The following is a 23800-nucleotide window of genomic DNA, read 5'->3' as shown; positions in this document are numbered from 1 at the left end:
GATGCTGGTCCCTCCCCGTGGTCCTGGCAAGCGTTACGCGCGGATACAGAAGAGGCCATAGGCCGTTTGGCCTATCGCGCTTCTCCAGGATCATGCCCCTTAATCCAGACCGTCCATCGCCAGCTAAGGGGGCCGGTCATGATCCACATCATCACTTCAGAGAACCGTCATCTGTACGGCCCGCAGCTCTGGGCCATGCATGAAGAGCGTCGTCGACAGTGCGTCGACAAGAACGGCTGGGTCGATCTCGTGGTGCTGGATGGCGGCGAGGTCGACGACTACGACGACCACCGCGCCATCTACCTGCTGGGCTTCAACGAGGAGATGGAGCTGGAGGTCGGGCTGCGCCTGCGACCCACGGACGACCGCTGCATGCTGGCCGACAAGTTCGGCTACCTGATCGCGCCCGGCGAGACGCCGAAGAAGGCCGCCGACGTCTGGGAGGCCACGCGCCTCTTCACCACCGAGGCCTATCGCCAGCGCAAGGGTCCGGGTCGCGGCCAAAGGGTGTTCGAGTGCTGGGCGGCGGCGTTCGAGCTGGCCCTGCGCCACGGCGTGACCCGGTTCGTCGGCATGATCGACATGCAGCTCTATCCCGGCATCCTGAACTCGCCGATCGACACCCGTCTGGTCGGCATCCCCCGCCCCTACGCCTATGGCGTGGTGGCCGGGTCGGAGATCGCCGTCTCGCAGGAACTCCTGGACCGCGTGCTCGAAGCCATCGGTCGCGAGTCGCCCGTCGGCTACCAGATCGACGCCCTGGACCTGATGGCCTTTGGCGATATCGCCTCGGTCCAGCGCCAGGTGGCCCGCGCCATGACGCCGCAGCTCACCGCCGGCGTCGAGCGCGACGAGACCCTGGCGGCCGAAACCCTGTTCCGGCTGCACGACAATACGGGTCAGGCGCGCCGCATCTGGGACGGTCGCTCACGCGTGGGTGGTGGCCTGGGAAGGCTTGACGCATAAGGGTTTTCGAAGCCCCGGCGCGCGACGCTCAACGCGCGCCGGTCGCCCTTCGCACCTGCACGCACGCTGTTCGCGTATGCCGAAAACGGATCATCTTGCAGTTGGCGGCGAATCGCTCGCCCCGCGAGTAACCTCCTCGAATCGGGGATGAAAGCTAAACCATCGCGACGTAACGCCGCGCCCGGAGTCCGCTGCTTCCACCGACGTCACGGTCGTGTCATTTTCATTGAACAACCGTTGGAGGCGGAAAAAACATGAGCGAAGAAACCGAAGGCCGACGCCCCAACCCCGTCGACCTGCACGTTGGCGGCCGGGTCCGGATGCGTCGGAAGCTGCTTGGCGTCAGCCAGGAACAGCTTGCGGACTCCCTGGGTCTGACCTTCCAGCAAGTGCAGAAGTACGAGCGCGGCGCCAATCGCGTCAGCGCCAGCAAGCTGTACGAAATCGCCAAGACCCTTCAGGTCCCGGTTTCGTTCTTCTTCGATGGCCTGGCCGATCCGATGAGCGGCGCCGAAGTCGATGACGCCACCCAGCACGCCGAAAAGGTGGTCCAGGAGTTCCTGACCACGCCGGAAGGCCTGGAGCTGGCCGAGGTGTTCCCGAAGATCGGTCGCGGCCGTGTTCGCCGTCAGGTCCTGGACCTGGTGCGCGCCATGGCCGACGAAGCCGCTCGCGGCGACGCCGCGTAAGGCGACGAGGGAAATACCGGCGCGCGGGGAAACGCGCCGAACGATCTGACGAGGCCTCGGTTGGCGGACCGGGGTCTTTGTCGTTTCTGGGGGTTGGTTAGCCCGTCGAGGCGCTGGACTGCGCGGCCAGCCACATCCGCTTGGCGGTCTGGACGGCAGCCGGGGCCAGGCCCCGCAGGTCGTAGGTGCGGACAATCCGCATGCCGACCTCGCGGTCGCGCTGCCAGGCGATCGTCACGTCATGCGCCAGGCCCGCGGCCAGGTCGACCAGCTGGGCCTGTCCGGGCGGGGCGGAGCTGGACAGCATCTGCACGCGCGCGCCGCTGCTGGACAGGTCGCGGATCACGCAATCCCACGCGAAGGCGCCACACAGGACCTTGCCGGACCTCTGTGTCTGGATACGGACGGCCGACCGCCGATCACTTTCCGCGCCTGACGTGAATTTCGCCATGGGAGGATAAACGCACGGCGCGGTTAATCGGCCGTGCAGACGTAAGAATTTTGTAGTGAAGCTTAACAGAATTCGTACGCGCCCCGGATCACGGTGCGACTTTGACAACCTTGTCAGAATCTCGATGACGGGTAATAGCTTGGCGACCGATAACGCTGTTACCGGTACAAAAGATCATCTGAAGCCGGAGCAATAAGCCGGCTCGAGAGGAAACGTCATGGCGAAGGGATCGGTCCTGTTGGCCGATGTGAACGGGCGCGACCTGGCGATCGCCGTCGTGCGACCCGGTGATCCGCCGCGCGACCATCGGGAGCTGCCCTGCGCCTCGCTGCGCGAGCTGGAGCTGCACCTCAACGAGGCCTTGGCGGGTCACGGCGAACTGGTCGGCGCGGCCGTGTGCGGAGCCGGCCCCGAGATCGACGGTGCCATCGCCATGACGGCCGGCGACTTCACCCTGACCCAGTCGTGGCTGCGGGCGGTGCTGAAGACCCCGCGCGTGGCCCTGCTGAACGACTTCGCCGCCTGCGCCCTGGGCGCGCCGCGCCTGGCCCCGACGGCCATGACCCTGATCCACGACGGCAAGCCGGCCAAGAGCGCGCCGATCGCGGTGATCGGCCCCAATCTCGGCCTGGGCGTCGCGGGCCTGTCGCCGCATCGCAACGACGGCTGGGTGCCGGTGGTCAGCGAAGGCGGCCATATCGACTTCACGCCCGGCGAGCCGCGCGAGGTCCAGGTCTTCATGGCCCTGCAGGGCAAGTACGGCCGCGTCTCGGCGGAGCACTTCCTGTCGCAAGCCGGCCTGATCGACATCCACGCCGCGCTCGGCGGCGGCGAGAACGACAGCGACGACCTGATCCTCAGCCGCGTGCGCGACGACGATCCCCGGGCGCGCGAAGCCCTGTCGATCTTCAGCGCCCTGCTCGGCGCCTTCGCCGGCGACGCCGCCCTGATGTTCGCCGCCCGGGGCGGCGTCTACATCAACAGCCCGCTGATGGAGCGCATCGACGGCCTGCTGGACCACGCCGCCTTCGTCCGCCGCTTCGCCGACAAGGGCCGGATGAGCGCCTATCTCGCGGACATCCCGGTCTACCTGACCATCGGCCGCTGCACCCTGCTGGGCCTGTCGGGCCTCTTCAGCGCCAGCGACATGAAGTACGCGGCGGACGAGGTGAAGTTCTTGGATTGCTGATCTCTCCTCCCCCTCTGGGGGAGGTGGCCCAGAGGGCCGGAGGGGGCAGCGCGGCCTAGGCCCAGATGCCCCCTCAGTCGCTCCGCGACAGCTCCCCCAAAGAGGGGCAGATTTTCACGCCAGCGCCGCCACCTTCTCCGCCTCCAGCGCCATCTCCAGGTCGCCCAGGATGTCGGCGACGTCCTCCAGCCCCACCGACAGCCGCACCATCCCCTCGCCGATCCCCGCTGCCGCGCGTTCTTCGGGCGTGTAGGTCGAGTGGGTCATGCTGGCCGGGTGCTGGATCAGGGTCTCGGCGTCGCCCAGCGACACGGCCCGGCGGATCATCGTCAGGCGGTTCATCATCGACACCCCCGCCCCGTGGCCGCCCTTCAGCTCGAAGGCCATCATGCCGCCGCCGCTGGCCATCTGGCGGGCGGCGAGATCGCGCTGCGGGAAGCTCTGCAGGCCCGGATAGGACACTTGGCTGACGGCCGGGTGGGCCTCCAGCCAACGCGCCACGGCCTGGGCGCTCTGGCTGTGGCGGGCCATCCGCAGCGACAGGGTCTTCAGGCCTCGCAGCACCAGGAAGGCCGTGAACGGCGACATCACCGCGCCGGTCATGTCCTTGACGCCGACGAGGCGCACGCGGGCCATGTCCTCGACGCCGCCGGCGGCGATGCCGCCGACTAGATCGCCGTGGCCGCCCAGATACTTGGTCGCCGAATGGACGACGATGTCCGCGCCCAGCGCCAGCGGCCGGGTCAGCAGCGGCGTCGCATAGGTGTTGTCGACCACCACCTTGGCTCCCGCCCCGCGCGCGATGCGGCTGATCGCGGCGATGTCGACGAGGCGCATGTTCGGATTGGCGGGAGTCTCGAAGTAGACGATCCGGGTCTTATCCGAGATCGCCGCCGCCAGGTCTTCGGGCTTGGTCATATCGACCTGCCGCACCGTGACGCCGAACCGGGTCAGGCCGTCGCGCAGGAAGGCGAAGGTGCAGCCGTAGAGGGTCTGGTCGGTGATGACCTCGTCGCCGGACCGCAGGAAGCTCCACAGCACCGCCGTGATCGCGCCCATGCCCGAGGCGGTGGCGACGGCGGCCTCCGCGCCTTCCAGGCTGGCCAGGCGACGCTCCAGCAGGTCGGTCGTCGGGTTGGAGATGCGCGAGTAGAAGTGACCCTCGCGCGTCCCGGCGAACATCTCGCCGCCGGCCTCGGCGCTCTCGAAGGCGAAGGTCGAGGTCAGGTGCACCGGCGGCGTCAGCGCCCCATGCTCGTCGGCGGGATCATAGCCCGCATGGATCGCCCGGGTGGAAAAGCCGCCGTTGTCGCTACGCATGAGTCACTCCGTGTTGGGGTGACTGTGGCGTGGAGTCAGATGGCATGGATTGCGAAGTCTGCCACGATACGCTTCTGTTTTGGCAGATTCTGCTCAAGAGGCAGCACATGGACGCCCCCAATGGACGCTAAGGACCGCCAGATCATCCGAGAGCTGCAGAAGGACGGCCGCCTGACCAACCAGGAGCTGGCCGAGCGGGTGAACCTGTCGCCCTCCCCCTGCCTGCGCCGGGTGCGCAATCTGGAGGCCGAGGGCGTGATCACCGGCTACACGGCCCTCGTGGACCAGAAGGCCTATGGCCTGCCGATCACCGTCTTCGTTCGGGTGCGCCTGGACCGCCACGGCCAGGACCTGATCAAGGGCTTCGAGGAGCAGGTGGGGCGGATCGACCAGATCCTGGACTGCTTCCTGCTGGCCGGCGGCGACGACTATCTGCTGCGGGTGATCGTCGACAGCCTGGAGGCCTATGAGGACTTCATGCGCCGCAAGCTGCACGCCATCCCCGGCATCGCCTCGATCGACACCAGCTTCGCCTATGGCGTGGTCAAGCACACACGGGTGTTCCCGGTCGCCAACTGAGGCCTCTCACGAACCCTCTCATGGGCCGTCTCACGGGAAAGTCAGAGAACACGGCTTTCGAAGCCTGGCCTTGGCGCTACGATGGCGAGGCGATGATCGATGAAGCGCCGCCCCTGTCAGGCTTTCCCATGGCCGTGTCGCCCAGCGTCGATACGGCGCTGAAGCACGCGCCGCTGGGCATCGCCATCTTCGACAGCCAGATGCGCTACCTCGCCGCCTCGCGGCAGTATCTGACCGACCAGCGCCTGCCCGCCGACCTGCCGCTGATCGGCCGCCGGCACTACGAGGTCTTCCCGGAAATCCCCCAGAAGTGGCGCGACCTGCACGCCCAGGTCATCGCTCTCGGGGTCGAGCTGCGCCACGAAGGCGATCCGTTCGTCGATCGCGACGGGCGCACCGAGTGGATCCGCTGGTCCATGGCGCCCTGGCGGCACGACAGCGGCGAGATCGGCGGGCTGGTGCTCTACACCGAGGTCGTCACCGCCGACATCGAGGCCCGCCGCGCGCTGGGGGCCGCCGAGGCCCGCTATCGCGCCGTCTTCAACCAGACCGCCATGGGCGTGGCCCGCCTGGCCCGCAACGGCGCGATCCTTGAGGCCAATGACAGCTTCTGCGCCATCCTGCAGCGTGACCGCGAGACCCTGCTGACCCTGCGCATGGTCGACATGGTGCACCCGCTGGACCTGCCCCAGGCCATCGCTGACGGCGAAGCCCTGTGGTCGGGCCAGGTTCCCACCTACGCCGCCGACCGCCGCTTCATGGGCCTGTCGCCGGACGAGACCCTGTGGCTGCACCTGACCGTCTCGCGCGTGCAGCCCCGCGACGACCAGCCGTACATGGTCATCATCCTGTCCGACGTCAGCCTGCGCAAACAGGCCGAGAGCGCCCAGCAGCGCCACCAGAGCCAGCTGCGCCTGCTGGTCAACGAGCTGAACCACCGGGTGAAGAACACCCTGGCCACCGTCCAGTCGATGGCCGCCCAGACCCTGCGCAACGAGCCCGATCCGCTGATCGCCTTCGAGAAGTTCGAGGCGCGCCTGCTGGGCCTGTCGCGCGTGCACGACATCCTGACCCGCGAGAGCTGGCACGGCGCCGAGCTGCACGATGTGGCCGAGCGCGCCCTGCGGCCGTTCGACGAGGCCGGGACCCGCTTCCATATCGACGGCCCGCCGGTGCGCCTGCAGCCCGGCGGGGCGCTGACCATGGCGCTGATCCTGCACGAGCTGGCCACCAACGCCCTGAAGTACGGCGCCCTGTCCAATGTCGAGGGTCGCGTGAGCCTGACCTGGACCTACGATTCGGAGACCCGCGCCCTCAACAGCGACTGGGTGGAGCGCGATGGCCCGCCGGTGACCGAGCCCAGCCGCAAGGGCTTCGGCTCGCGCCTGATCGAACGCAGCCTGCGCGGCGAACTGCGCGGAGAGGCCGCCATGGCCTACCATCCGGAGGGCCTGCGCTGTGCGCTCAGCGCCAGGCTGCCGGACGCGCCGAAGGATGCGCCGCTGGCCGAGGCCTGATCTTCCGCGCGACATGGCGGGTTGCCCCCTCGCGCGACGTCCTAACTTGGTAACGACTCTCCGACGCGTCCCACACGTCGGTCGACTTTCGCCGGTCGGGGGTCCCTTAATCCCCGGCCGGCAGCTTTCCCCCTCTCGTGCGAACACTCGACCGCCGATAGGCTCGGGCCATGATGCTCGCTCGACTCACGCGCCGCTCCGCCCTGGTCGCCCTTGCCTCCACCGGCCTCGCGCCGGGGCTGGCGACCGCCGCCGCCCCGAAGAAGAAGGCCCCGCCCAAGGAGGACTGGAAGGCCCTCGGCGCCGATGTCCGCAACGAGTTCCAGTGGGCCTGGCGGGGCTATGTCGCCAAGGCCTGGGGCAAGGACGAGATCAATCCCGTCAGCGGCACGGCCCAGTCGTTCTTCATCGAAGGCCAGGACCTGGGCCTGTCGCTGGTCGAGGCGCTGGACACCCTGTGGATCATGGGCCTGGACGCCGAGTTCCAGGCTGGGGTCGACTGGGTGAAGGCGAACCTGAACTTCGACGTCAACGGCGAGGCGCAGGTCTTCGAGACCAATATCCGCCTGGTCGGCGGCCTGATCTCGGCCCACCTGGCCTGCGGGGATCCCGTGCTGCTGGCCAAGGCCAAGGACTTGGCCGACCGCCTGCTGAAGGCCTTCGAGGCCTCGCCCTACGGCCTGCCCTGGCGCTATGTGAACCTGAAGACCGGCGCGGTCCGCGATCCCGACACCAACCTGGCCGAGATCGGCACCTACATCACCGAGTTCGGGGTGCTGAGCCAGCTGACCGGCGACAAGCGCTACTTCGACATCGCCAAGCGGGCCATGAAGCACGCCCTGGATCGCCGCTCGAAGATCGGCCTGATGGCCGCCAATATCGACGCCCGCACCGGCGAGTGGAGCAGCCGCCGGGCCAGCATCGATGTCTATGCCGACAGCTTCTACGAATATCTCTGGGACGCCTGGGAGCTGTTCGGCGACGAGGACTGCAAGCGCTGGGCGCAGGAGTGCACGCAGGCCCAGCTGACCCACCAGGCCAAGCGCTATGACGGCCGCCTGTGGTTCCCGATGGTCGACTTCGAGACCGGCGAGGTGATCTCGACCGCCCAGAGCGAACTGGCCGGCTACTATGCCGGCCTGCTGGGTCAGGTCGGCTACAAGAAGGAAGGCGACGACTACCTGGCGTCCTTCACCGAGATGCAGGCGACGTTCGGCGTCATCCCGGAATCGATCGAGGTCACGACCCGCCAGCCGCGCCGCAAGCACACCGGCCTGCGCCCCGAATATCCCGACGCCTGCCTGAACCTGTGGCTGATCGACCGCGACGAGCGCTATCGGACGCTGGCGGCGATCCACTATCGCGAGATGAAGGCCACCAGCCGCGCGGCCTACGGCTACACGGCGCTGAAGGACATCACGACCAAGCCGATGACCCAGGGCGACAACTGCCCCGGCTACTGGTGGTCCGAGCAGATGAAATACTACTACCTGTTGTTCGCCGACACGCCGCGCATCGACTACGGCAAGCTGCAGCTCAGCACCGAGGCCAACGTGCTGCGGGGGTTCAGGAAGGTCTAGAAACCCCTCTCTCTGAGAGAGAGGGAGGGGCCCGCCGCGAAGCGGTGGGAGGGTGAGTGGTTACACCCTCACCGAAAGGCCCTCCCCCCCCCCGACCTCCCCGGCGAAGGCCGGGGTCCAGATTCATCCGGACAGTTTGGGGTTGGCGCGCCTACGCGTCGCGCCGCCTGCGTTGAGACACGTGGGTTCGATCTGGGCCCCGGCATTCGCCGGGGAAGTCGGACTTTGGGTGGCGACTAGCGCTCAAACCTGTGGACCAAGACACAATGTCGCACCCCACCACCTGCGGCGAGGGTTAACCGGCGCCGTCATCCCTATGAGCCCAAACTGCCGCACGCCTGTCGCGTGAATCGGCCATGCAGCGGGGAAGGCTCGGGGGGACTAGACGATGCGACTTCCCGCGTTCTCGATCGCGCTGGCCCTGGCGGCCCTGGCGGGAACCGCCGACGCCGGCGACCTGCGCGCCCGGCTGTACGATCCGGCCGACGGCGTGCTGGTGGTCGCCCACCGCGCCTGCCATGCCCCGGCCCCGTCGCGTGGCCTGACGACGGCCGTCCCCGAAAACTCCCTGCAGGCCGTGGAGCGCTGTATCGCCCTGGGCGTCGACCTGGTCGAGATCGACGTGCGCCGCACCCGTGACGGCCGGCTGGTCATCATGCACGACGCCAAGGTCGACCGGACCACCAACGGCAAGGGCGCCGTCGCCGACCTGACCTTGGCCGAGATCCAGGCCCTGCGCCTGGAAGGCTCCAACGAGGCCCCGCCGACCCTTGACCAACTGCTGGCCGCCGCGCGCGGGCGCATCCTGGTCAATCTCGACATCAAGGGACCGATCGTCGCCGAGGTCGCCCAGGCCGTGCGCCAGGCCGACGCCTCCGACGGCGTGCTGATCAAGGCGCGCGCGGACCTCGGCGCGCCGGCCCTGGCCGACCAGGCGCCGTATCAGGACCTGGCCTTCATGCCGATCGTCGCCAGCGAAGCCGCCCGGCGCGCCGAGCAACTGGGCCAGATCACCACCCTGCAGGCCTCCGGGACCCGCGCCATTCCCGCCGTCGAGCTGGACGCCCTGAAGCAGGACGGCTTCATGGCCGTACGCGACGCCGCGCGCCTCGCCCGTATCCGCGTCTGGACCAACACCCTGGTCGGCAAGGGCCTGAAGGGTCGGGACGACGACGCCGGCGACAAGAGCGCCCTCACCGATCCCGGCAAGGCCTGGGGCGGCCTGATCGCCGACGGCGTCAGCATCGTCCAGACCGACCACCCGGCCGCCCTGCTGGACTATCTGGGCGAACAGGGCCTGCGCGGCCGCGTGACCATCACCGTCGCAGACGCTCGATCGCCTTCAGCAGCCGTGCTCGCCGCGTCGTCCAGGAGCCGCTGAGGGCGGCGGCCTCGGCGTCGAGGTCGCGCCGGCGCTGCTCCAGCCGGGCTTCGGCGTCGCGCTGCTCGGCCTCCGCTGTTTCGAGCGCGATCTCGGCTTCGGCGAGCGCCGCCTTCCGCCTGGCCTCGGCGGCGTCATTGACCTTCTTCACCTTGGGCTTCGGCAGCTTCTCGATCGCCGACTTCAGCCCGCCTTCGGCCCGGCGGATCACCGCGCCCGGCGCGGCCAGGGCCGCCTTGGCGTCAGGCGCGTCCGGGCTCTCCTGGGCCACGCCTTCCTTGAAAAGATCGCGATCGGTCTCCCAGGCCGCCAGCGCCTTGGCGCGCGACGTCGCCGCCACGGTGTAGCGGTGAAAGCCGTCCGACCATGTGAAGACCTTGGGCGCGCGGGCCATGACGCGACAACGGGCGACGCCGCGAGGGCGTTCCGAAGCGTTGAATTGTAAGGAGAAAACAGTCCGTCCTGGTGGCGGGGGGCGGGATCGAACCGCCGACCTGTGGGTTATGAATCCACCGCTCTAACCATCTGAGCTACCCAGCCATCGCCAGGACGGACGCGGGTCATACCTCCGAGCGCGTCCCGCATCAAGCCTTGGATATCATTCCGTCCAAAGCTGCTTCCAAGCGCCGCGCCAGTTCAGCTGGGCTGTATTCCGTCAGCACCTGCTCGCGCGCCGCCGCGCCCAGGCGCTTGGCCGTGTCGGGATCGCTGATCAGTTCGCCCAGCGCCTCGCCCAGGCGATCAGGGTCGTCGTCGGGCACGAGGCGGCCATTGACGCCGTCCTTGAGGATCTCGACCGGCCCGTCGATCTCGGAGGCGACCACGGGCAGGCCCACGGCCATGGCCTCCAGCAGGGTCAGCGGAAAACCCTCCTGGTGCGAGGGGAAGGCGAAGAGGTCGCCCGTGGCCAGGAAGCCGGCGACGTCCTCGGTCCAGCCGACCAGCGTCACGCAGCCCTCGAGGTCCAGCTCCTTGATCAGGGCCTCCAGGTCGCCGCGCTCGCCGCCTTCGCCGGCGATCTCGCAGGTGACGTCGTAGTCCCAGGCGCGCAGCTTGCCGATCGCACGGATCAGAACATCGAAGCCCTTCTTGGTGTGCAGGCGACCGGCGGCGACGATCTTCACCGGCTCACCCTCGCCGCCGGCTAAAGGATTGGCGCGCGCGGTCGGCGGCTTCACGGCGTTGGGGATGAAGTGGACGTGGTCGGCGGGCGCGCCGCGACCGATGGCCAGCTTGGCCAGGTGCTGGCCGACGCACAGATAGTGGACGCCCGGCGCGACCTCGAACGACGGCTTGTGCAGGCAGACGGCCTGGACCACGCCCTTGGACGCGGCCTTGCCGAACACCCGCGCGGGGCGCTGGCCGTGGCTGAGGATCAGGTCCGGCTTGCTGCTCCGCACCACCGCGCGCGCCGCGCCAACGGTGATCGGATCCCAGTCGGTGAAAGCCGGCATGGCCACGAGCGGCGGCGTCCGGCCGGCCTCGCGCGCGGCCATCTTGCCGCCCTTGCGCACCACCCCGACGCAGCGGCCGCCGTGCTTCCGCACCCACGCTTCCAGGATCGGCTGATAGTCGAGGAACACCTGCTCCAGACCGCCCAAGCCCTTGCCCAGCATGGCGTGCAGGATGTTGGTCAAGGCGGGCTCCGGGGGAGGCGTTACGGGCGGCGACCATCGTGGGGCGCGGTCACGCTGTCAACGCGGGAGCTGGGCAGATAGATGCTCCCCCGCAATGCGGGGGAGCATCCATGTCCTCACTTCCCCAGCAGCACCTTCACCGCCGCATCCAGCTGCGCATCCGTCCCCGCCAGCGTCTCGCCCAGCGGGCGCTCGACATCGACATCCACCGGACGCGGGTTCAGCTCCATGTTCTGGCCGCGCAGGTCCTCGATGCGGATGAACGGCAGGCGCACGTTCGAGCCATCGATCAGCTGACGGCCGCTGGTGAAGATGATCCAGCCGGCCGTCGGCTTGCCGACCACCTTGCCCAGGCCCAGCGAGCGGTAGCCCTCGGTGAAGTCCTCGGCGTCCGACAGCGACGACTCGTTGGTGACCAGCACGGTCGGCAGGCCCAGGGCGCGCTGGCCCAGGTTCTGGCGGCTTGGCACCGGGAAGCGGTCGCGAGCGGTCATCATCAGGTAGTTGTGGCGCGCAAAGACATCGATCACGTGGCCGTTCACATAGCCGCCGTTGTTGTTGCGCACATCGATGACCACGCCCTGCTTACCCTGGTTCTGGGCGTCGAGGTCGATATAGAGCTGGGCCAGCGAGCCGTCCGACATGTCGGCGATGTGGACATAGCCCAGCTTGCCGCCCGAGACCTTGTCGACATAGGCGCGGCGGTCGTTGACCCACTGGCGATACAGCAGACCCGTCGCCGTGGTGGTCGCCACGGGGCGCACCACCGCGTCGCGGCTCTTGCCCGCCGCGTCGACCACGGTCAGCACCGTGCGCTTGCCTGTCGCGCCGCGTAGCAGCTTGTCCAGGTTCACGCCCGGCGACAGCTGCTCGCCATTGACGGCGGCCAGGGTCTCGCCCGGCTTGATCGAGCCTTCCAGCGCCGCCGGCCCCAGGGCCACGACCTCGCGGATCACCAGGCCCTTGCCGGCCTCGTAGGCGTCGCGGTCGAAGCGCAGGCCGAGATTGGCGGCGCGGACGATCTGGACCGCCGGATCGGGCTGCTTGCTGATCCCCGAGTGCGAGGCGTTCAGCTCGCCGATCAGCAGGTTGATGTTGCGGCGCAGCTCGTCGCCCGTCCGCGAACCGGCGATGTAGGGAGCCCAGCGCTGGCGCAGCGCCTCCCAGTTCGCGCCGTGGAACTTGGGATCGTAGAAGCCGCGATCCAGCACGCCCCAGGCCTGTTCGAACACCACGCTCTTCTCGACGTCGAAGTCGACATCGAGTTCGGCGCTGGCCGCCAGGCCGCGAGGCTTGGGGGTGTCGACCGGAGTGGCGACGATCGAGCCGCCTTCCAGGAAGAAGACTTCCTTGCTGTCGGGCGTGAAGGCGATGTCGCCCTTGGGCTTGCGGGTCGAGGTCAGCTGCACCGGCACGGCCGGCTCGCGGGCCAGTTCGTCCAGATTGTAGGTATAGAAGTTGGTCTGGCCGGCCTGGCGGGCGCGGAAGACCAGGGTCTTGCCGTCGGGGCTGATCAGCGGGTCGCCGACATCCATGCCCAGCGGCAGGAAGGTGGCGCGCTCGCGGATGCCTTCGAACACGATGCGGGTCGGCTCGACGCGCTTTTTGGGCGCGGCCGGCTTGGCGTCGGCGGTCGCTGCTGGCTTGGCCGGAGCGTCGGTCTTGGCGGGCTCGGGCGCCTTTGAGTCCGGCCCCGGCGTCGGCTTGTCCGGCGCATCGGCCGGCTTGAAGAGGTCGCGGAAGGCGTCCTCCTTGTACTTGGGCACATTGGGCAGCAGGTCGACGCGCAGGATTTTGGCGTCCTCGCTGCGCTGGCCCATGTCGACCAGGATGTACTTGCCGTCGGGCGACCAGGCGACCTTGCCGACATTGCCGTTGGCCAGGAACGTGATCGGCCGAGCCGCGCCGCCCTCCAGCGACACGACGTTGACGTTGTCGAAGGCCTTGCGGTCAGTGACCGTGAAGGCCAGCCACTTGCTGTCCGGCGACCAGGTCAGCGGCGCCTGGTCGAAGCCGCCCAGCGGGCCCTGGTACAGCACCCTGTCGGCGGCCACCTTGCCGGCCGCGTCGAAGGTCATCACCCGGACTTCCTTGCCGTCGCGGACATAGGCCAGGACCTTGCCGTCCGGCGACCATGATGGGGCGGTGCTGCGCGCCGCGCCGGTGGTCAGGGCCGTCTCCTGGGCGGTCGCGAAATCGTAGGCGTAGAGATTGGCCGCCCGGTCGCGCTCGGAGACGTAGATCAGCTTCTTGCTGTCGGCCGACCAGACGGGGTCGCTTTCCAGGATCGGGGTGCGGGTCACGCGCTGGGCCGCGCCGCCGTCCTTGGTCGAGACCGCGAACAGTTCGCCGTGGGCGATGATCGCGGCCTTCTTGCCATCGGGCGACAGGGCCAGGCTGTCGAAGCTGGTCTCGTTCTTGTGCGTCTCGCCGGCGGCGGCGGGCGCGCCGCGCAGGGTGATCGGCACCTTGGTCGCCTTGCCGGAGGCCGCGTCCAGCGACCAGACGGCGAAGTCGCGCTCGAACACGATGGTCTTGCCGTCATAGCCGATGGTCGGCCACAGCACGCGACCGTCGGTGAAGCGGGTCACTTGCTGGGGCTGGCCACCGATGGGCAGACGCCACAGGTTCTCGGTCCCGCCCTGGTCGCTCATGTACCAGAGCGCCTTGCCGTCCGGGCTCCACATCGGCCAGGCGCGCTTGGCGCCGCCAGGGACCAGCTTTTGATAGCCGGCGCCGTCGATCGGTTTGAGCCACACCTCGCTCTCGTCGATGTGCGAGTGGCCGTTGCGCCACCACTGGTTATTGGAGAGCCCGCGCGCCACGACGGCGATCGACTTGCCGTCCGGCGTCGGCGCGCCCTCGTACTCGTTCAGGAACCGCTCGCGGCTAACTTCCAGGGGCGTGCCGCCACTGGCGGCCACGCGGAAGACGTCGCCGACCCGGGCCACGTCATTCACGCCCGAGGTGAAGTAGATCCACTTGCCGTCGCGCGACCAGCCGTCCAGGGCCTCGGCGCTGTCGCCAAAGGTCAGGCGGCGAACCTCGCCGGTGGCCAGGGTCAGGATGTAGATATTGGCCACGCCCGAGCGGGTCGAGACGAAGGCCAGCGACTTGCCGTCGGGCGAATAGAGCGGCCGCGACTCCGTGGCCTCGTCGGTGACCAGCAGCCGCGCCTGGCCGCCGGCGGCGGGCACGGTCCAGAGGTCGCCGCCCGAGGCGAAGGCGATCTCGCTCCCGTCCGGCGACAGGGCCGGCTCGGCGAAGGACGGCAGCGCCTCGGCGGCCATCGCGGTGGAAGAGATCGCGGCGCTGAGCGCAACCGCGGACACGGCGCACAGCGCCTTCTTAATACCCCAGCCCATGAACGCCCCTCGTCCCGGAAACTCCGAAGACGGAATTGCTAACATGGGCTTCGACGGGGCCGAACGTGAACAAACTGTCATGCTGGCCCATTTTTTCAGGGCCGCCGCGTCCTAACCCACCAGCCGCTCAGCGACCTCCTCGCCGATCGCCAGCGAGCTGGTCAGGCCCGGGCTCTCGATGCCGAACAGGGCCATGAGACCGGTAAAGCCGTGATCCTCGACGCCGCGCAACTGGAAGTCGGGCTGGGGTTCGTCGGGGCCGTGCAGCTTGGGCCGCACCCCAGCATAGTCCGGGACCAACTTGTCCTCCGGCAGGCCCGGCCAGAACTTGCGGATATAGGCGGCGAAGGCCTCGGCCCGGCTGGGATCGACCGCGTAGTCGGGGGCCGGCACATAGTCCAGGTCCGGCCCGAACACCGCCTGGCCGCCCAGGTCGTTGCGGTAGTGGGTGCCCAGCGCCCCGTGGATCGGCGGCGGATAGATCAGGCGCTGGAACGGCGCCTTACCGGCCAGACGGAAATAGACGCCCTTGCCGTAATGGGCCTTGGGGATGCGATCGGCGGGATAGCCCTCGATCCGCCCCGCGACGTCCTGCGAGGACAGCCCCGGCGCGGTGACCAACAGGCGGCAGGTCAGGCTGGTCGGATCGGCGCCGCCCGCCCGCACCTTGAAGCCGCCGCCGGCGAAGACCTCCGCCCCCTCGAACGGCGTGGAGAGCACCACCGCCCCGCCGGCCGCCTCGATCTCGCCCTGCAGGGCCAGCATGTAGTCGTGGCTGGCGAAGACGCCGCTCTCGGGCGACAGCAGGGCCGCGTGGGCGTTGAGGCCGGGCTCCAGCGCGATCGCTTGGGCGCCGCTCATCCGCTCCATGCCCTCGACATCGTTGGCCAGGGCCTGGTCCCAGATGGCGTCGAGGCGCTCGATCTCGTCGTCCGAGGTCGCCACCACCAGCTTGCCGCACTTCTTGTAGGCGACGCCGTGGGTATCGAGGAATTCGTAGAGCTTGCGCCGGCCCAGGACGCACAGCTTCGCCTTCAGAGACCCGGTCGGATAGTAGAGCCCGCCGTGGATCACCTCGGAATTGCGCGACGAGACGCCCTGGCCGATGTGGGCCTGCTCCTCCAGCACGGCGACGACCAGGCCGCGCCTGGCCAGCGCATAGCCGCAGGCCAGGCCCACGGCGCCCGCGCCGACCACGACGGCGTCGAAATCGAAGTCCTGGGTCATTTGAACGTCACCGAATGCTCGACGGAACGGATGATCACCATCTCGTCCGTCACTTCATAGAAGATCACATAGGGGCCGTGTGGCAGTCGCCGAAAGCGGGGATTGCTCGCCACCGCCTGAGCCATGAACGGCGAAAAGGCGATTTGGTCGAATTTCGCCATCAGCGCCTCGACAAACCGCACGCCCGCCCGAGGGCTGTCCTGAGCAATGTAGTCACCTATGCGCGCCAGATCGCGCCGAGCCCGTAGCGTCAGTGGATAAGGCAGGCTCACTCCCCAGTGGCCTCAGCGCGCGCCTTGAAGTCCGCCAGCATTTCGGACAGGAACTGCTTGCCGTCAACGAGTTCGGCCGGATCGATCGCCTCAGCCTCAAGCTCGTCCAGCAAGGCTTCAAGCTTCTCGGCCCCGCCAACAATCTCGGCCGCCCGCCGGTAGTTCAGCTCCGCCAGCTCAGCCGCCACGCCCTCGTCGAGCGATGCGAACTCGCCGCGCTCGACGCGCGCCTGGAGATCGGCGGCATCGTCGGCGCTGAGATGTACCGTGACCTGGCTGGCGTTGACCGGCTTGTTCATGCCGGAAGCCTAGCACGAACGTCCCACCACGCCAGACGCCAAGGGTCGCGTCGAATTGACAGCGCTAACAAATACGCCATGGTCAGACCTCGCGACGGGCACATCCGACCAGCCCGCGCCCTCGGGGGAGGAACCATGACGGACACGACGCCGGCCGCGCGCAACGCGCTGCCCGATCGCAACGCCTTGATCGACACGCTGCGGGCTTTCGCCCTGATCGGCGTGTTCATGGTCCACATGTTCGAGCAGTTCGAGATCTACTGGGCCGCGCCGAAAGAGAATCTGACCCACACGCTCTTCACCACCTTCGCCATGGGCAAGGCGTTCAGCCTGCTGACCCTGTGCTTCGGCCTTTCCTTCTTCATCCTGATGGATCGCGCGGCGCGGCGGGGGACGAACTTCTCGGGGCGCTTCGCCTGGCGGATGGCAGTGCTGGCCCTGATCGGCCTGGCCCACAGCCTCATCTATCGCGGCGACATCCTGATGGTGCTGGCGCCGCTGGGCCTGCTGCTGATCCCGTTCTATCGCGTGAGCGGCAAGGCCGTGCTGACCCTGGCCGCTATCCTGCTGGCCCAGCCGTGGCTGTGGTTTGAGACCTTCACCGCCGCCTCGGGCGCGGCCTGGGCCAACCAGCCGTTCCATCACTGGGCCGACACCGGGCCTGCCTTCTACCGCGCCAGCGGCCTGGCCGAGACCTGGCCTGGAATGTCGGCGCGGGGCAGACTTTCAAGTGGTGGTTCTTCATCGAGACCGGCCGGATCTTCACGATCCTGGGCCTGTTCCTGGTCGGCATGATGCTTGGCCGCAGCGGCTTCTTCGAAGCGCCTGAGCGGTTCGCGCCGCAGCGCCGAGGCGCCCTGGCCATCCTGATCATCGTCGCCCTGGCCGCCCGCTTCGGCGCTGAGCCCCTGACGAACCTGCTCCCCGACGCTGACCACGCGGCGATGGCCCGGAAGCTGGCCAGCGCGGCGATCGGCAACTGGTTCGATGTCTCCCTGATGGGCGTCTATGTGCTGGTCGTAGTCGAGCTGTACCAAGGTCCGATGCGCAAGCTGCTGGAGCGCCTGGCCCCGATGGGCCGCATGACCCTGACCTTCTATGTGGCGCAGTCGCTGGTCTGGGTGCCGATCTTCTACGGCTTCGGCCTCGGCGCCTGGGCGACGCTGCCGCAGGGGACCGCGCTACTGCTGGCGGCCGGCTTCCTGGCGCTGCTCGCCGTGATCGCCACCCTGTGGTTCAAGCGCTTCCACTACGGCCCGCTGGAATGGCTGTGGCGCGCGGCGACCTACGGAACGACGAAGGTGCCGTTCGTGCGGGCGCCCGCGCCCTCATCTCCGCCCTCCTAGGCCTTGTGCCTAGGACCCATCCTTCCGCTGCAAGAATGAAGAAGAGCGCGCGTCCAAATCGGCCGCGCGCTCTTCGATATGTCAGAACCAAGCCGCGCCATGGGCCCTAGGCACAAGGCCTAGGGAGGCGGAGAAAGGTGTGGAGATCAGCTCCCGCACCACTGCGCCCACAGCTTGGCCTCGGCCGCCTTGGCGGTGACCACCGAGGCGTCTTTGACGTGGCCGTAGCCGCGAATCTGTTGCGGGATCTCGGCGATCTTCACGGCGAGCGGCAGGCTCTCCTTGGAGAGGCCGGCGGCCAGGCGGTCGAGGGTGACCTCGTACGAGGTCATCAGGCCGCGCTCCATCTTGCGCTCCTCGGTGTGACCGAAGATGTCCAGCGCGCCGCCGCGCAGGCCCTTCATCTTGGCCAGCATCGGGAAGGCCGCGTCGAGCATCCAGCCGCCGAAGGCGATCTTCTTGGGCTTGCCGTCCGGCCCCTTGGGGGCCAGCAGCGGCGGGGAGAGCCAGACCTTGGCCTTGCCGCCCTTGAAGGTTCCGGCCAGCTCGGCCGCGAACCGGCCGTCGGTATAGAGACGGGCGACCTCGTACTCGTCCTTGTAGGCCATCAGCTTGTAGAGGTTGGTCGCCGCCGCGCGGGTCAGCGGCAGGGCTGAGTCCGCGCCGCTGACGACCTCTTCAGCGCTACGCACCTTGGCCACCTTGCCGGCATAGCGCTGGGCATAGGCGGCGTTCTGGTAGCCGGTCAGCTCGCGGATGCGGTTCGCGATCAGCTCGTCCAGCGGCATGGTCTCGGGCGTGGCGACCTTGTCTTCCTTGACCTCGACCGAAGCCGGATCGTGGGCGACACGACGGCCCAGTTCGAAGGCCTGCAGATTGGCCTCGGCGTCGACGCCGTTCAGCTTGATGGCGCGATAGACGGCGCGGCTGGACAGCGGGATCACGCCGCGCTGCCAGGCGAAGCCGACCATGATCATGTTGGCGTAGATGGCGTCGCCGAAGGCCGTCTCGGCCAGGCGCTGAGCCGGGCACGCGTCGAAGGTCTTGGTCGCGCCCTTCACCCGGCGGGCCATGGCGCCGCTGTCAAAGCGCACGTCACGGCTGGTGACGAACTCGGCGGTCGGCGCGAAGTCATTGTTGCCGAAGGCCCGCGTGCGGTCCTTGGCGTACAGCGACAGGCCTTCCGGCGAAGCAGCCACCAGCAGGTCGCAGGCGATCAGCACGTCGGTGCTGGCGGCGGCGACGCGGCCGCCGACGATGCTGTCCTCGGTCTCGCCGATCTTCACGTGGCTGAACACCGAGCCGCCCTTTTGGGCCAGGCCCGTCATGTCGACCACGCTGCCGGCGCGGCCGTCGATGTGGGCGGCCATGGCCAGGATCGAGGCCACGGTCGTCACGCCCGTGCCGCCCACGCCCGTGAACAGGATCTTGCGCACGCCAACCAGCGGCTCGAACTCGGGCAGCGGCGTCGACTCGGCGGTCAGCGGCGCGGGCGTCTTCTTGGACTGGGCGCTCTCGGCCCCTTCCAGGGTGATGAACGAGGGGCAGTAGCCCTCGACGCACGAGTAGTCCTGGTTACAGGACGACTGGTTGATCTTGCGCTTGCGGCCAAACTCCGTGGCCAGCGGCTCGACCGAGACGCAGTTGGACTTCACCGAGCAGTCGCCGCAGCCTTCGCAGACCAGCGGGTTGATGAAGACGCGCTTCGTCGCCTTGGCCATCGAGCCGCGCTTGCGGCGACGACGCTTTTCGGTGGCGCAGGTCTGATCGTAGAGCAGCACCGTCACGCCGGACGTCTCGCGCAGCATCTCCTGCACGCGCATCAGGTCCGAGCGCGGGAAGATCTCGACACCCGGCGCCAGGTCGGTGACGCCCTGATAGCGTTCAAGCTCATCGACGACGATGACCGTCTTGGTCACGCCCTCGGCCGCCAGCTGGCGGGTGATCTGGGCGGGGGTGAAGCCGCTCTCGGCGCGCTGGCCACCGGTCATGGCGACGGCGTCGTTATAGAGCAGCTTGTAGGTGATGTTGGCCTTGGCCGCGATCGCGCCCCGGATGGCCAGCGAGCCGGAGTGGTTGTAGGTGCCGTCGCCCAGGTTCTGGAAGACGTGCTTCTCGGCCGTGAACGGCGCCGCGCCGACCCAGGTCAGGCCCTCGCCGCCCATGTGGGTGTTGAGGTCGGTCGACGGGTCGTTGAAGCCGGCCATGTAGTGACAGCCGATGCCGGCGAGAGCCCGCGAGCCCTCGGGCAGCTTGGTCGAGGTGTTGTGCGGGCAGCCCGAGCAGAAGAACGGCTTGCGGGCCTGGTCGGCGGCCAGGCTGACGGCGGCGACACCGGCGGCCGAGACGCGGTTCAGATAGGCGCGGGCCCGCTCCATGTGCGGGCCGTCCGGCAGGCGGTCGTAGATCGCGAGCGCGATTTCGGCCACCGACAGCGAGCCCAGCTCCGACAGCAGCGGTCCGCCCTTCTCGTCGATCTTGCCGATCACGCGCGGGCGCGCCTGGGCGGGAAGATCATAGAGGGCGGCCCGGGCCTGGGGCTCGATCAGGGCGCGCTTGTGCTCGATGACCATCAGGGTCTCGAGGCCGGCGGCGAAGGCGCGCAGGCCCAGCGGCTCCAGCGGCCACGGCATGCCGACCTTGTAGACCGAGACACCCAGGTCGGCGGCTTCCTGCAAGGTGATGCCCATGGCCGTGAAGGCTTCCAGCACGTCCTTGAAGGCCTGGCCCTGGCAGACGATGCCCAGGCGCGCCTTGCCGACCTTCACGTGCGAGGCGCCCAGCACCACGCGGTCGATGCCGTTGGCGCGGGCGAAGGCCAGGGCCGCCGGGATCTTGTGGAGCCGCATGCGCCGCTCCTTCTCCATCGGCTGGTCCTTCAGGCGAATGCCGAGGCCGCCGGGCGGAAACGGGAAGTCGGGCAGGGTCAGCTTGTGGCGGTCCAGCGAGACGTCGATCGTCACGCCGCTATCCATCGTGTCGGCCAGGGCGATCATGCCCGTCCACAGGCCGGTGAAGCGCGACATGGCGATGCCAAGGATGCCGTAGTCGAGCACTTCCTGGACGTCGGCCGGCGACAGCACCGGCATCTCGAAGTCCTGGAAGGCGAATTCCGATTGCGACGGCAGGGTCGAGCTCTTGCAGCCGTGGTCGTCGCCGGCCACCGCCAGGACGCCGCCGGTGGGGAAGACACCGGCGAAATTGGCGTGCTTGAAGACGTCGCCCGTGCGATCCACGCCGGGGGCCTTGCCGTACCACATGCCGAAGACGCCATCATAAAGCGCGTTCGGGAACAGGTTGGCCTGCTGGCTGCCCCACACGGCGGTGGCGGCGAGGTCCTCGTTGAGGCCTTCCTGGAAGACCACGTCGTGCGCGGTCAGCAGCTTCTTGATGCGCGCGGCCTGCTGGTCGAGGCCGCCCAACGGCGAGCCGCGGTACCCCGAAAGGTAGCCGCCGGTGTTCAGCCCAGCCTTGCGGTCGAGACGCTTTCGATCGAGCAGGACTCGAAGCAGCGCCTGCACCCCAGTGATGAAAGCACGACCATCTTCGAGCACATATTTGTCGTCTAGCGTGACTTCTGAGTGCCGCATGGCAAAAATTTTCCTCCTGGGTCTTCCCGCCCGCTACGCAATATCTTATAGAGGCGCGGAAATTGTTTGCCCAAGGCGTGCCCGACTCGTGGCCGTTTTGCGCAAAATTGGAGCGTCAACGCCCACTTGGGGGAGGAATTTCTTGTCCGAACAACTCGACGCCGTGGATGCCAAGATCCTGGATCTCATCCAACACGACGCCGGACTGTCCGTCGCCGAGATCGCCGAGCGGGTCGGTCTGTCGTCCAGCCCGTGCTGGCGCCGGATCAAGCGCCTGGAGGACGCCGGCGTCATCCAGCGTCGCGTGACCATTCTCGACCGTGAAAAGCTGGGCCTGGGCTTCGAAGTCTACTGCACCGTGAAGCTGTCCCTTCCGACCAAGGAAAATCTGGACACGTTCGAACAGGCGGTCGGCAAGTGGGCCGAGGTCGTGCAGTGCGCCACCGTGACCGGCGCCGCCGACTACGAGATGCGTATCGTCACGCGCGACATGCGCGCCTTCGACGAATTCCTGCGCGACAAGCTGCTGTCGCTGGGCCTGGTGAGCAACATCGAGAGCCGCATCGTCATCCGCGGCGTCAAGAACTCGACCGCCGTGCCGCTGGGCCTGATCAGCCCCTATGTCAGCCCGCTGGGCTAGCCGACTCGCTCTGGGGGGCCTGGCCCTCCTGATCGCCGCCCCATCCTTCGCGGAGGGGCGGCTTCCGGCTTTCTACCGCCTGCGCAGGGAATCGGCCGCCGCGGTCCGCGCCGGCGACGCCGCCCTCGCCCGCACCCGCCTCTCCGAAGCCGCCGCCCTGATGCCCGCCCATCCCGGCGTGCTGCTGAACCTTGCTCGCCTGACAACGCCGCAGGATCCGGCCGCCGCCGTGGCGCTGGTCGACCGCTACGCGCGCTTCGGCTTCTTCCACGACATCGCCGCCGACAAGGTGCTGGGCCCACTGGTCGCCCGCCCCGACTTCGCGTCCGTCGCCGAGCGCCTAGCCGCCAACCGCAAGCCGGTCGGGGCGCTGCAGCCCGTCGCCACCCTGCCCGGCGCGCCGCTGGCCGAGGGCGTGGCCTATGATCCCAAGCGCAAGCGGCTGCTGGTCAGCGAGGTCCATGACCGCAAGATCGTCGCCATCGCCGCCGACGGGACGGTCTCGGATTTCACCCCGCCCGCCGACGACCTGTGGTCGGTGTTCGGCATCGCCGCCGACGTTCCGCGCCGGACGCTGTGGGCGCTGAGCTCGGCGACCGACCAGGCCAAGGGTCTCGCGCCGGAAGCCAAGGGTCCCACCGCCCTGCTGAAGATCGACCTCGACACCGGCAAGGTCCTCGCCCGCCACGCCCCGCCCGCCGATGGCGGCAAGCGGCAGCTGGGCGACCTGACCGTCGGGCCGGACGGAACGGTCTATGCCTCAAACAGCCTGGGCGGCGAGGTCTGGCGGCTGAAGCCCGGCGCGACGGCGCTCGACCTGCTCGTCCGCTCCGAGGAAATGGGCTCGGCCCAAGGCCTCGCCTTGTCGCCCGACGGCAAGGCCCTGCTGGTCGCCGACTATCCCAGCGGCCTGCACCGCATCGACCTCGCCACCCGCGACGTCACGGCCGTCGAGACTTCGGCCGACCTCTCCCTGATCGGAACCGACAGCGTCCTGGCCGACGGCAAATCGCTGATCGTCATCCAGAACGGCGTCTCGCCTCAACGCGTGCTGCGCCTGTGGCCCTCGGCGGACGGCCGCCAGATCGAGCGCGCCGAGACCCTGGCCGCTAACCTGCCCGAGCTCGACGAACCGAGCGGCGGCGTCATGCGCGGGCGCGACCTCGTTTTCATCGCCCGCAGCCAGTGGAGCGACTTCGGCGACGACGGCAAACCGCGCGACGGCCTCGCCCCCGCCCGGATCGTGGCCCTGCCGATCAGGCCTTGAGCGTGGGCCGCCTCGCCCGCTGCCTATCCGAGATCGACTTGATGATCAGCGGCCCGTCCTGACCCACCACGAGCCCGTGGTGGTCCAGCACCTGGTCCAGCAGGGCGACGACCTCCGGCCGCTCCAGGTCCTCGACGTCGTCCAGCACCACGTGCCGGACCCGCGCGCCCTCGCCCTTCAGCAGGCCGTCCGGATCGTCCAGCCCCTTGCCGTACAGGAAGAAGAGCGTGACCCAGCGCGGATAGAAGGCGATCGAGACGAACGCGTCCTTGGCTCGGTCGCCATTGCCGAAGCCGACCGCCAGGGCATTGTAGTTGTCATAGACCAGCCGGTGCGCGCCAGGCATCCGCGCCCGCAGGCGGTCGATGGCGTCCATGCCCCGCGCGGCGATGACGGGATCGTAGCGGGCGGCCATCTCGGCCAACTGCGCTTCCGGCGTGCTCATGGCGCTATCCCCAGCAAAGCCAGGCCAGCAAACGCCGCGC

At 68.5% G+C, this 23800-nt stretch carries 21 protein-coding genes and 1 tRNA gene; 11 read left to right on the top strand and 11 right to left on the bottom strand.

Translation table 11 applies throughout. The features are described 5' to 3' along the window. Positions 1-138: 138 nt before the first annotated feature. Entirely contained in the window at positions 139-966 is an 828-nt protein-coding gene (locus tag AC07NN_RS10045; RefSeq protein ID WP_494640171.1) for an acyl-homoserine-lactone synthase, read from the top strand. Between the two features lie 254 nt (positions 967-1220). Further along, positions 1221-1655 (top strand): helix-turn-helix domain-containing protein, encoded by a 435-nt coding sequence (locus AC07NN_RS10040; RefSeq protein WP_494640169.1) that lies wholly within the window; start codon positions 1221-1223, stop codon positions 1653-1655. Positions 1656-1752: 97 nt separating this feature from the next. On the opposite strand, the gene AC07NN_RS10035 is transcribed toward AC07NN_RS10040, so the two are convergent. Then, positions 1753-2106 carry a PilZ domain-containing protein gene (locus AC07NN_RS10035; protein WP_494640167.1) on the bottom strand — a complete coding sequence of 118 codons (354 nt, stop codon included), beginning with the start codon at positions 2104-2106 and terminating at the stop codon, positions 1753-1755. 217 nt (positions 2107-2323) lie between these two features. Here AC07NN_RS10035 and AC07NN_RS10030 point away from each other — a divergent pair, with 217 nt between their 5' ends. Then, entirely contained in the window at positions 2324-3295 is a 972-nt protein-coding gene (locus AC07NN_RS10030; protein WP_494640165.1) for a glucokinase, read from the top strand. Between the two features lie 114 nt (positions 3296-3409). Here AC07NN_RS10030 and AC07NN_RS10025 read toward each other — a convergent pair whose 3' ends face one another. Continuing rightward, positions 3410-4615 carry a methionine gamma-lyase gene (locus AC07NN_RS10025; RefSeq protein WP_494640163.1) on the bottom strand — a complete coding sequence of 402 codons (1206 nt, stop codon included), beginning with the start codon at positions 4613-4615 and terminating at the stop codon, positions 3410-3412. A gap of 120 nt (positions 4616-4735) precedes the next feature. Here AC07NN_RS10025 and AC07NN_RS10020 point away from each other — a divergent pair, with 120 nt between their 5' ends. The 4 genes from AC07NN_RS10020 (at position 4736) to AC07NN_RS10005 (ending at position 9672) form a co-directional block, all read left to right on the top strand. Next, positions 4736-5194 carry an Lrp/AsnC family transcriptional regulator gene (locus AC07NN_RS10020; protein ID WP_494640161.1) on the top strand — a complete coding sequence of 153 codons (459 nt, stop codon included), beginning with the start codon at positions 4736-4738 and terminating at the stop codon, positions 5192-5194. Between the two features lie 92 nt (positions 5195-5286). After that, positions 5287-6711, top strand: coding sequence for a sensor histidine kinase (locus AC07NN_RS10015; RefSeq protein WP_494641828.1), 1425 nt, complete (start codon positions 5287-5289; stop codon positions 6709-6711). Between the two features lie 170 nt (positions 6712-6881). Next, positions 6882-8291, top strand: coding sequence for a glycoside hydrolase family 47 protein (locus AC07NN_RS10010; protein WP_494640159.1), 1410 nt, complete (start codon positions 6882-6884; stop codon positions 8289-8291). Between the two features lie 388 nt (positions 8292-8679). Then, complete coding sequence (locus tag AC07NN_RS10005) at positions 8680-9672, top strand: glycerophosphodiester phosphodiesterase family protein (RefSeq protein WP_494640157.1); 993 nt, start codon at positions 8680-8682, stop codon at positions 9670-9672. Here the strand turns inward: AC07NN_RS10005 and AC07NN_RS10000 are convergent. From AC07NN_RS10000 to AC07NN_RS09970, 7 genes are all read right to left on the bottom strand, one after another. After that, on the bottom strand, positions 9608-10066 hold the full coding sequence (locus AC07NN_RS10000; RefSeq protein WP_494640155.1) for a hypothetical protein: 459 nt from the start codon (positions 10064-10066) through the stop codon (positions 9608-9610). The genes AC07NN_RS10005 and AC07NN_RS10000 overlap by 65 nt on opposite strands. Positions 10067-10135: 69 nt before the next feature. Next, positions 10136-10212: transfer RNA gene (locus AC07NN_RS09995), tRNA-Met, on the bottom strand. A gap of 44 nt (positions 10213-10256) precedes the next feature. Further along, entirely contained in the window at positions 10257-11309 is a 1053-nt protein-coding gene (locus tag AC07NN_RS09990; RefSeq protein WP_494640154.1) for a glycosyltransferase, read from the bottom strand. Between the two features lie 116 nt (positions 11310-11425). Next, positions 11426-14674, bottom strand: a complete 3249-nt coding sequence (locus AC07NN_RS09985; protein WP_494640152.1) for a S41 family peptidase — start codon at positions 14672-14674, stop codon at positions 11426-11428. Positions 14675-14785: 111 nt separating this feature from the next. After that, positions 14786-15901, bottom strand: a complete 1116-nt coding sequence (locus AC07NN_RS09980; protein WP_494640150.1) for an NAD(P)/FAD-dependent oxidoreductase — start codon at positions 15899-15901, stop codon at positions 14786-14788. After that, entirely contained in the window at positions 15898-16173 is a 276-nt protein-coding gene (locus tag AC07NN_RS09975; protein ID WP_494640148.1) for a type II toxin-antitoxin system RelE/ParE family toxin, read from the bottom strand. The genes AC07NN_RS09980 and AC07NN_RS09975 overlap by 4 nt, the downstream gene beginning before the upstream one ends. After that, positions 16170-16472, bottom strand: coding sequence for a hypothetical protein (locus AC07NN_RS09970; RefSeq protein ID WP_494640146.1), 303 nt, complete (start codon positions 16470-16472; stop codon positions 16170-16172). The genes AC07NN_RS09975 and AC07NN_RS09970 overlap by 4 nt, the downstream gene beginning before the upstream one ends. Positions 16473-16607: 135 nt before the next feature. Between AC07NN_RS09970 and AC07NN_RS09965 the strand changes: the two genes are divergently transcribed. Both AC07NN_RS09965 and AC07NN_RS09960 read left to right on the top strand, forming a co-directional pair. Continuing rightward, entirely contained in the window at positions 16608-17267 is a 660-nt protein-coding gene (locus AC07NN_RS09965; RefSeq protein ID WP_494640145.1) for a DUF418 domain-containing protein, read from the top strand. Beyond that, positions 17264-17818 carry a DUF418 domain-containing protein gene (locus tag AC07NN_RS09960; protein ID WP_494640143.1) on the top strand — a complete coding sequence of 185 codons (555 nt, stop codon included), beginning with the start codon at positions 17264-17266 and terminating at the stop codon, positions 17816-17818. The genes AC07NN_RS09965 and AC07NN_RS09960 overlap by 4 nt, the downstream gene beginning before the upstream one ends. 146 nt (positions 17819-17964) lie before the next feature. Here AC07NN_RS09960 and AC07NN_RS09955 read toward each other — a convergent pair whose 3' ends face one another. Next, complete coding sequence (locus AC07NN_RS09955; protein ID WP_494640141.1) at positions 17965-21408, bottom strand: indolepyruvate ferredoxin oxidoreductase family protein; 3444 nt, start codon at positions 21406-21408, stop codon at positions 17965-17967. Positions 21409-21550: 142 nt separating this feature from the next. Between AC07NN_RS09955 and AC07NN_RS09950 the strand changes: the two genes are divergently transcribed. Together AC07NN_RS09950 and AC07NN_RS09945 are read left to right on the top strand one after the other, a co-directional pair. After that, entirely contained in the window at positions 21551-22048 is a 498-nt protein-coding gene (locus AC07NN_RS09950) for an Lrp/AsnC family transcriptional regulator (RefSeq protein WP_047409974.1), read from the top strand. Beyond that, on the top strand, positions 22029-23315 hold the full coding sequence (locus tag AC07NN_RS09945; protein WP_494640139.1) for an SMP-30/gluconolactonase/LRE family protein: 1287 nt from the start codon (positions 22029-22031) through the stop codon (positions 23313-23315). Before AC07NN_RS09950 ends, AC07NN_RS09945 begins: the two co-directional genes overlap by 20 nt. Here AC07NN_RS09945 and AC07NN_RS09940 read toward each other — a convergent pair. Further along, on the bottom strand, positions 23305-23760 hold the full coding sequence (locus AC07NN_RS09940; RefSeq protein ID WP_494640137.1) for a hypothetical protein: 456 nt from the start codon (positions 23758-23760) through the stop codon (positions 23305-23307). The two genes, AC07NN_RS09945 and AC07NN_RS09940, sit on opposite strands and share 11 nt — an antisense overlap. Between the last annotated feature and the right edge of the window lie 40 nt (positions 23761-23800).

Source organism: Caulobacter sp. GW821-FHT09H08, from assembly GCF_059415885.1.
This window is presented reverse-complemented; position numbering and strand designations above follow the sequence as displayed.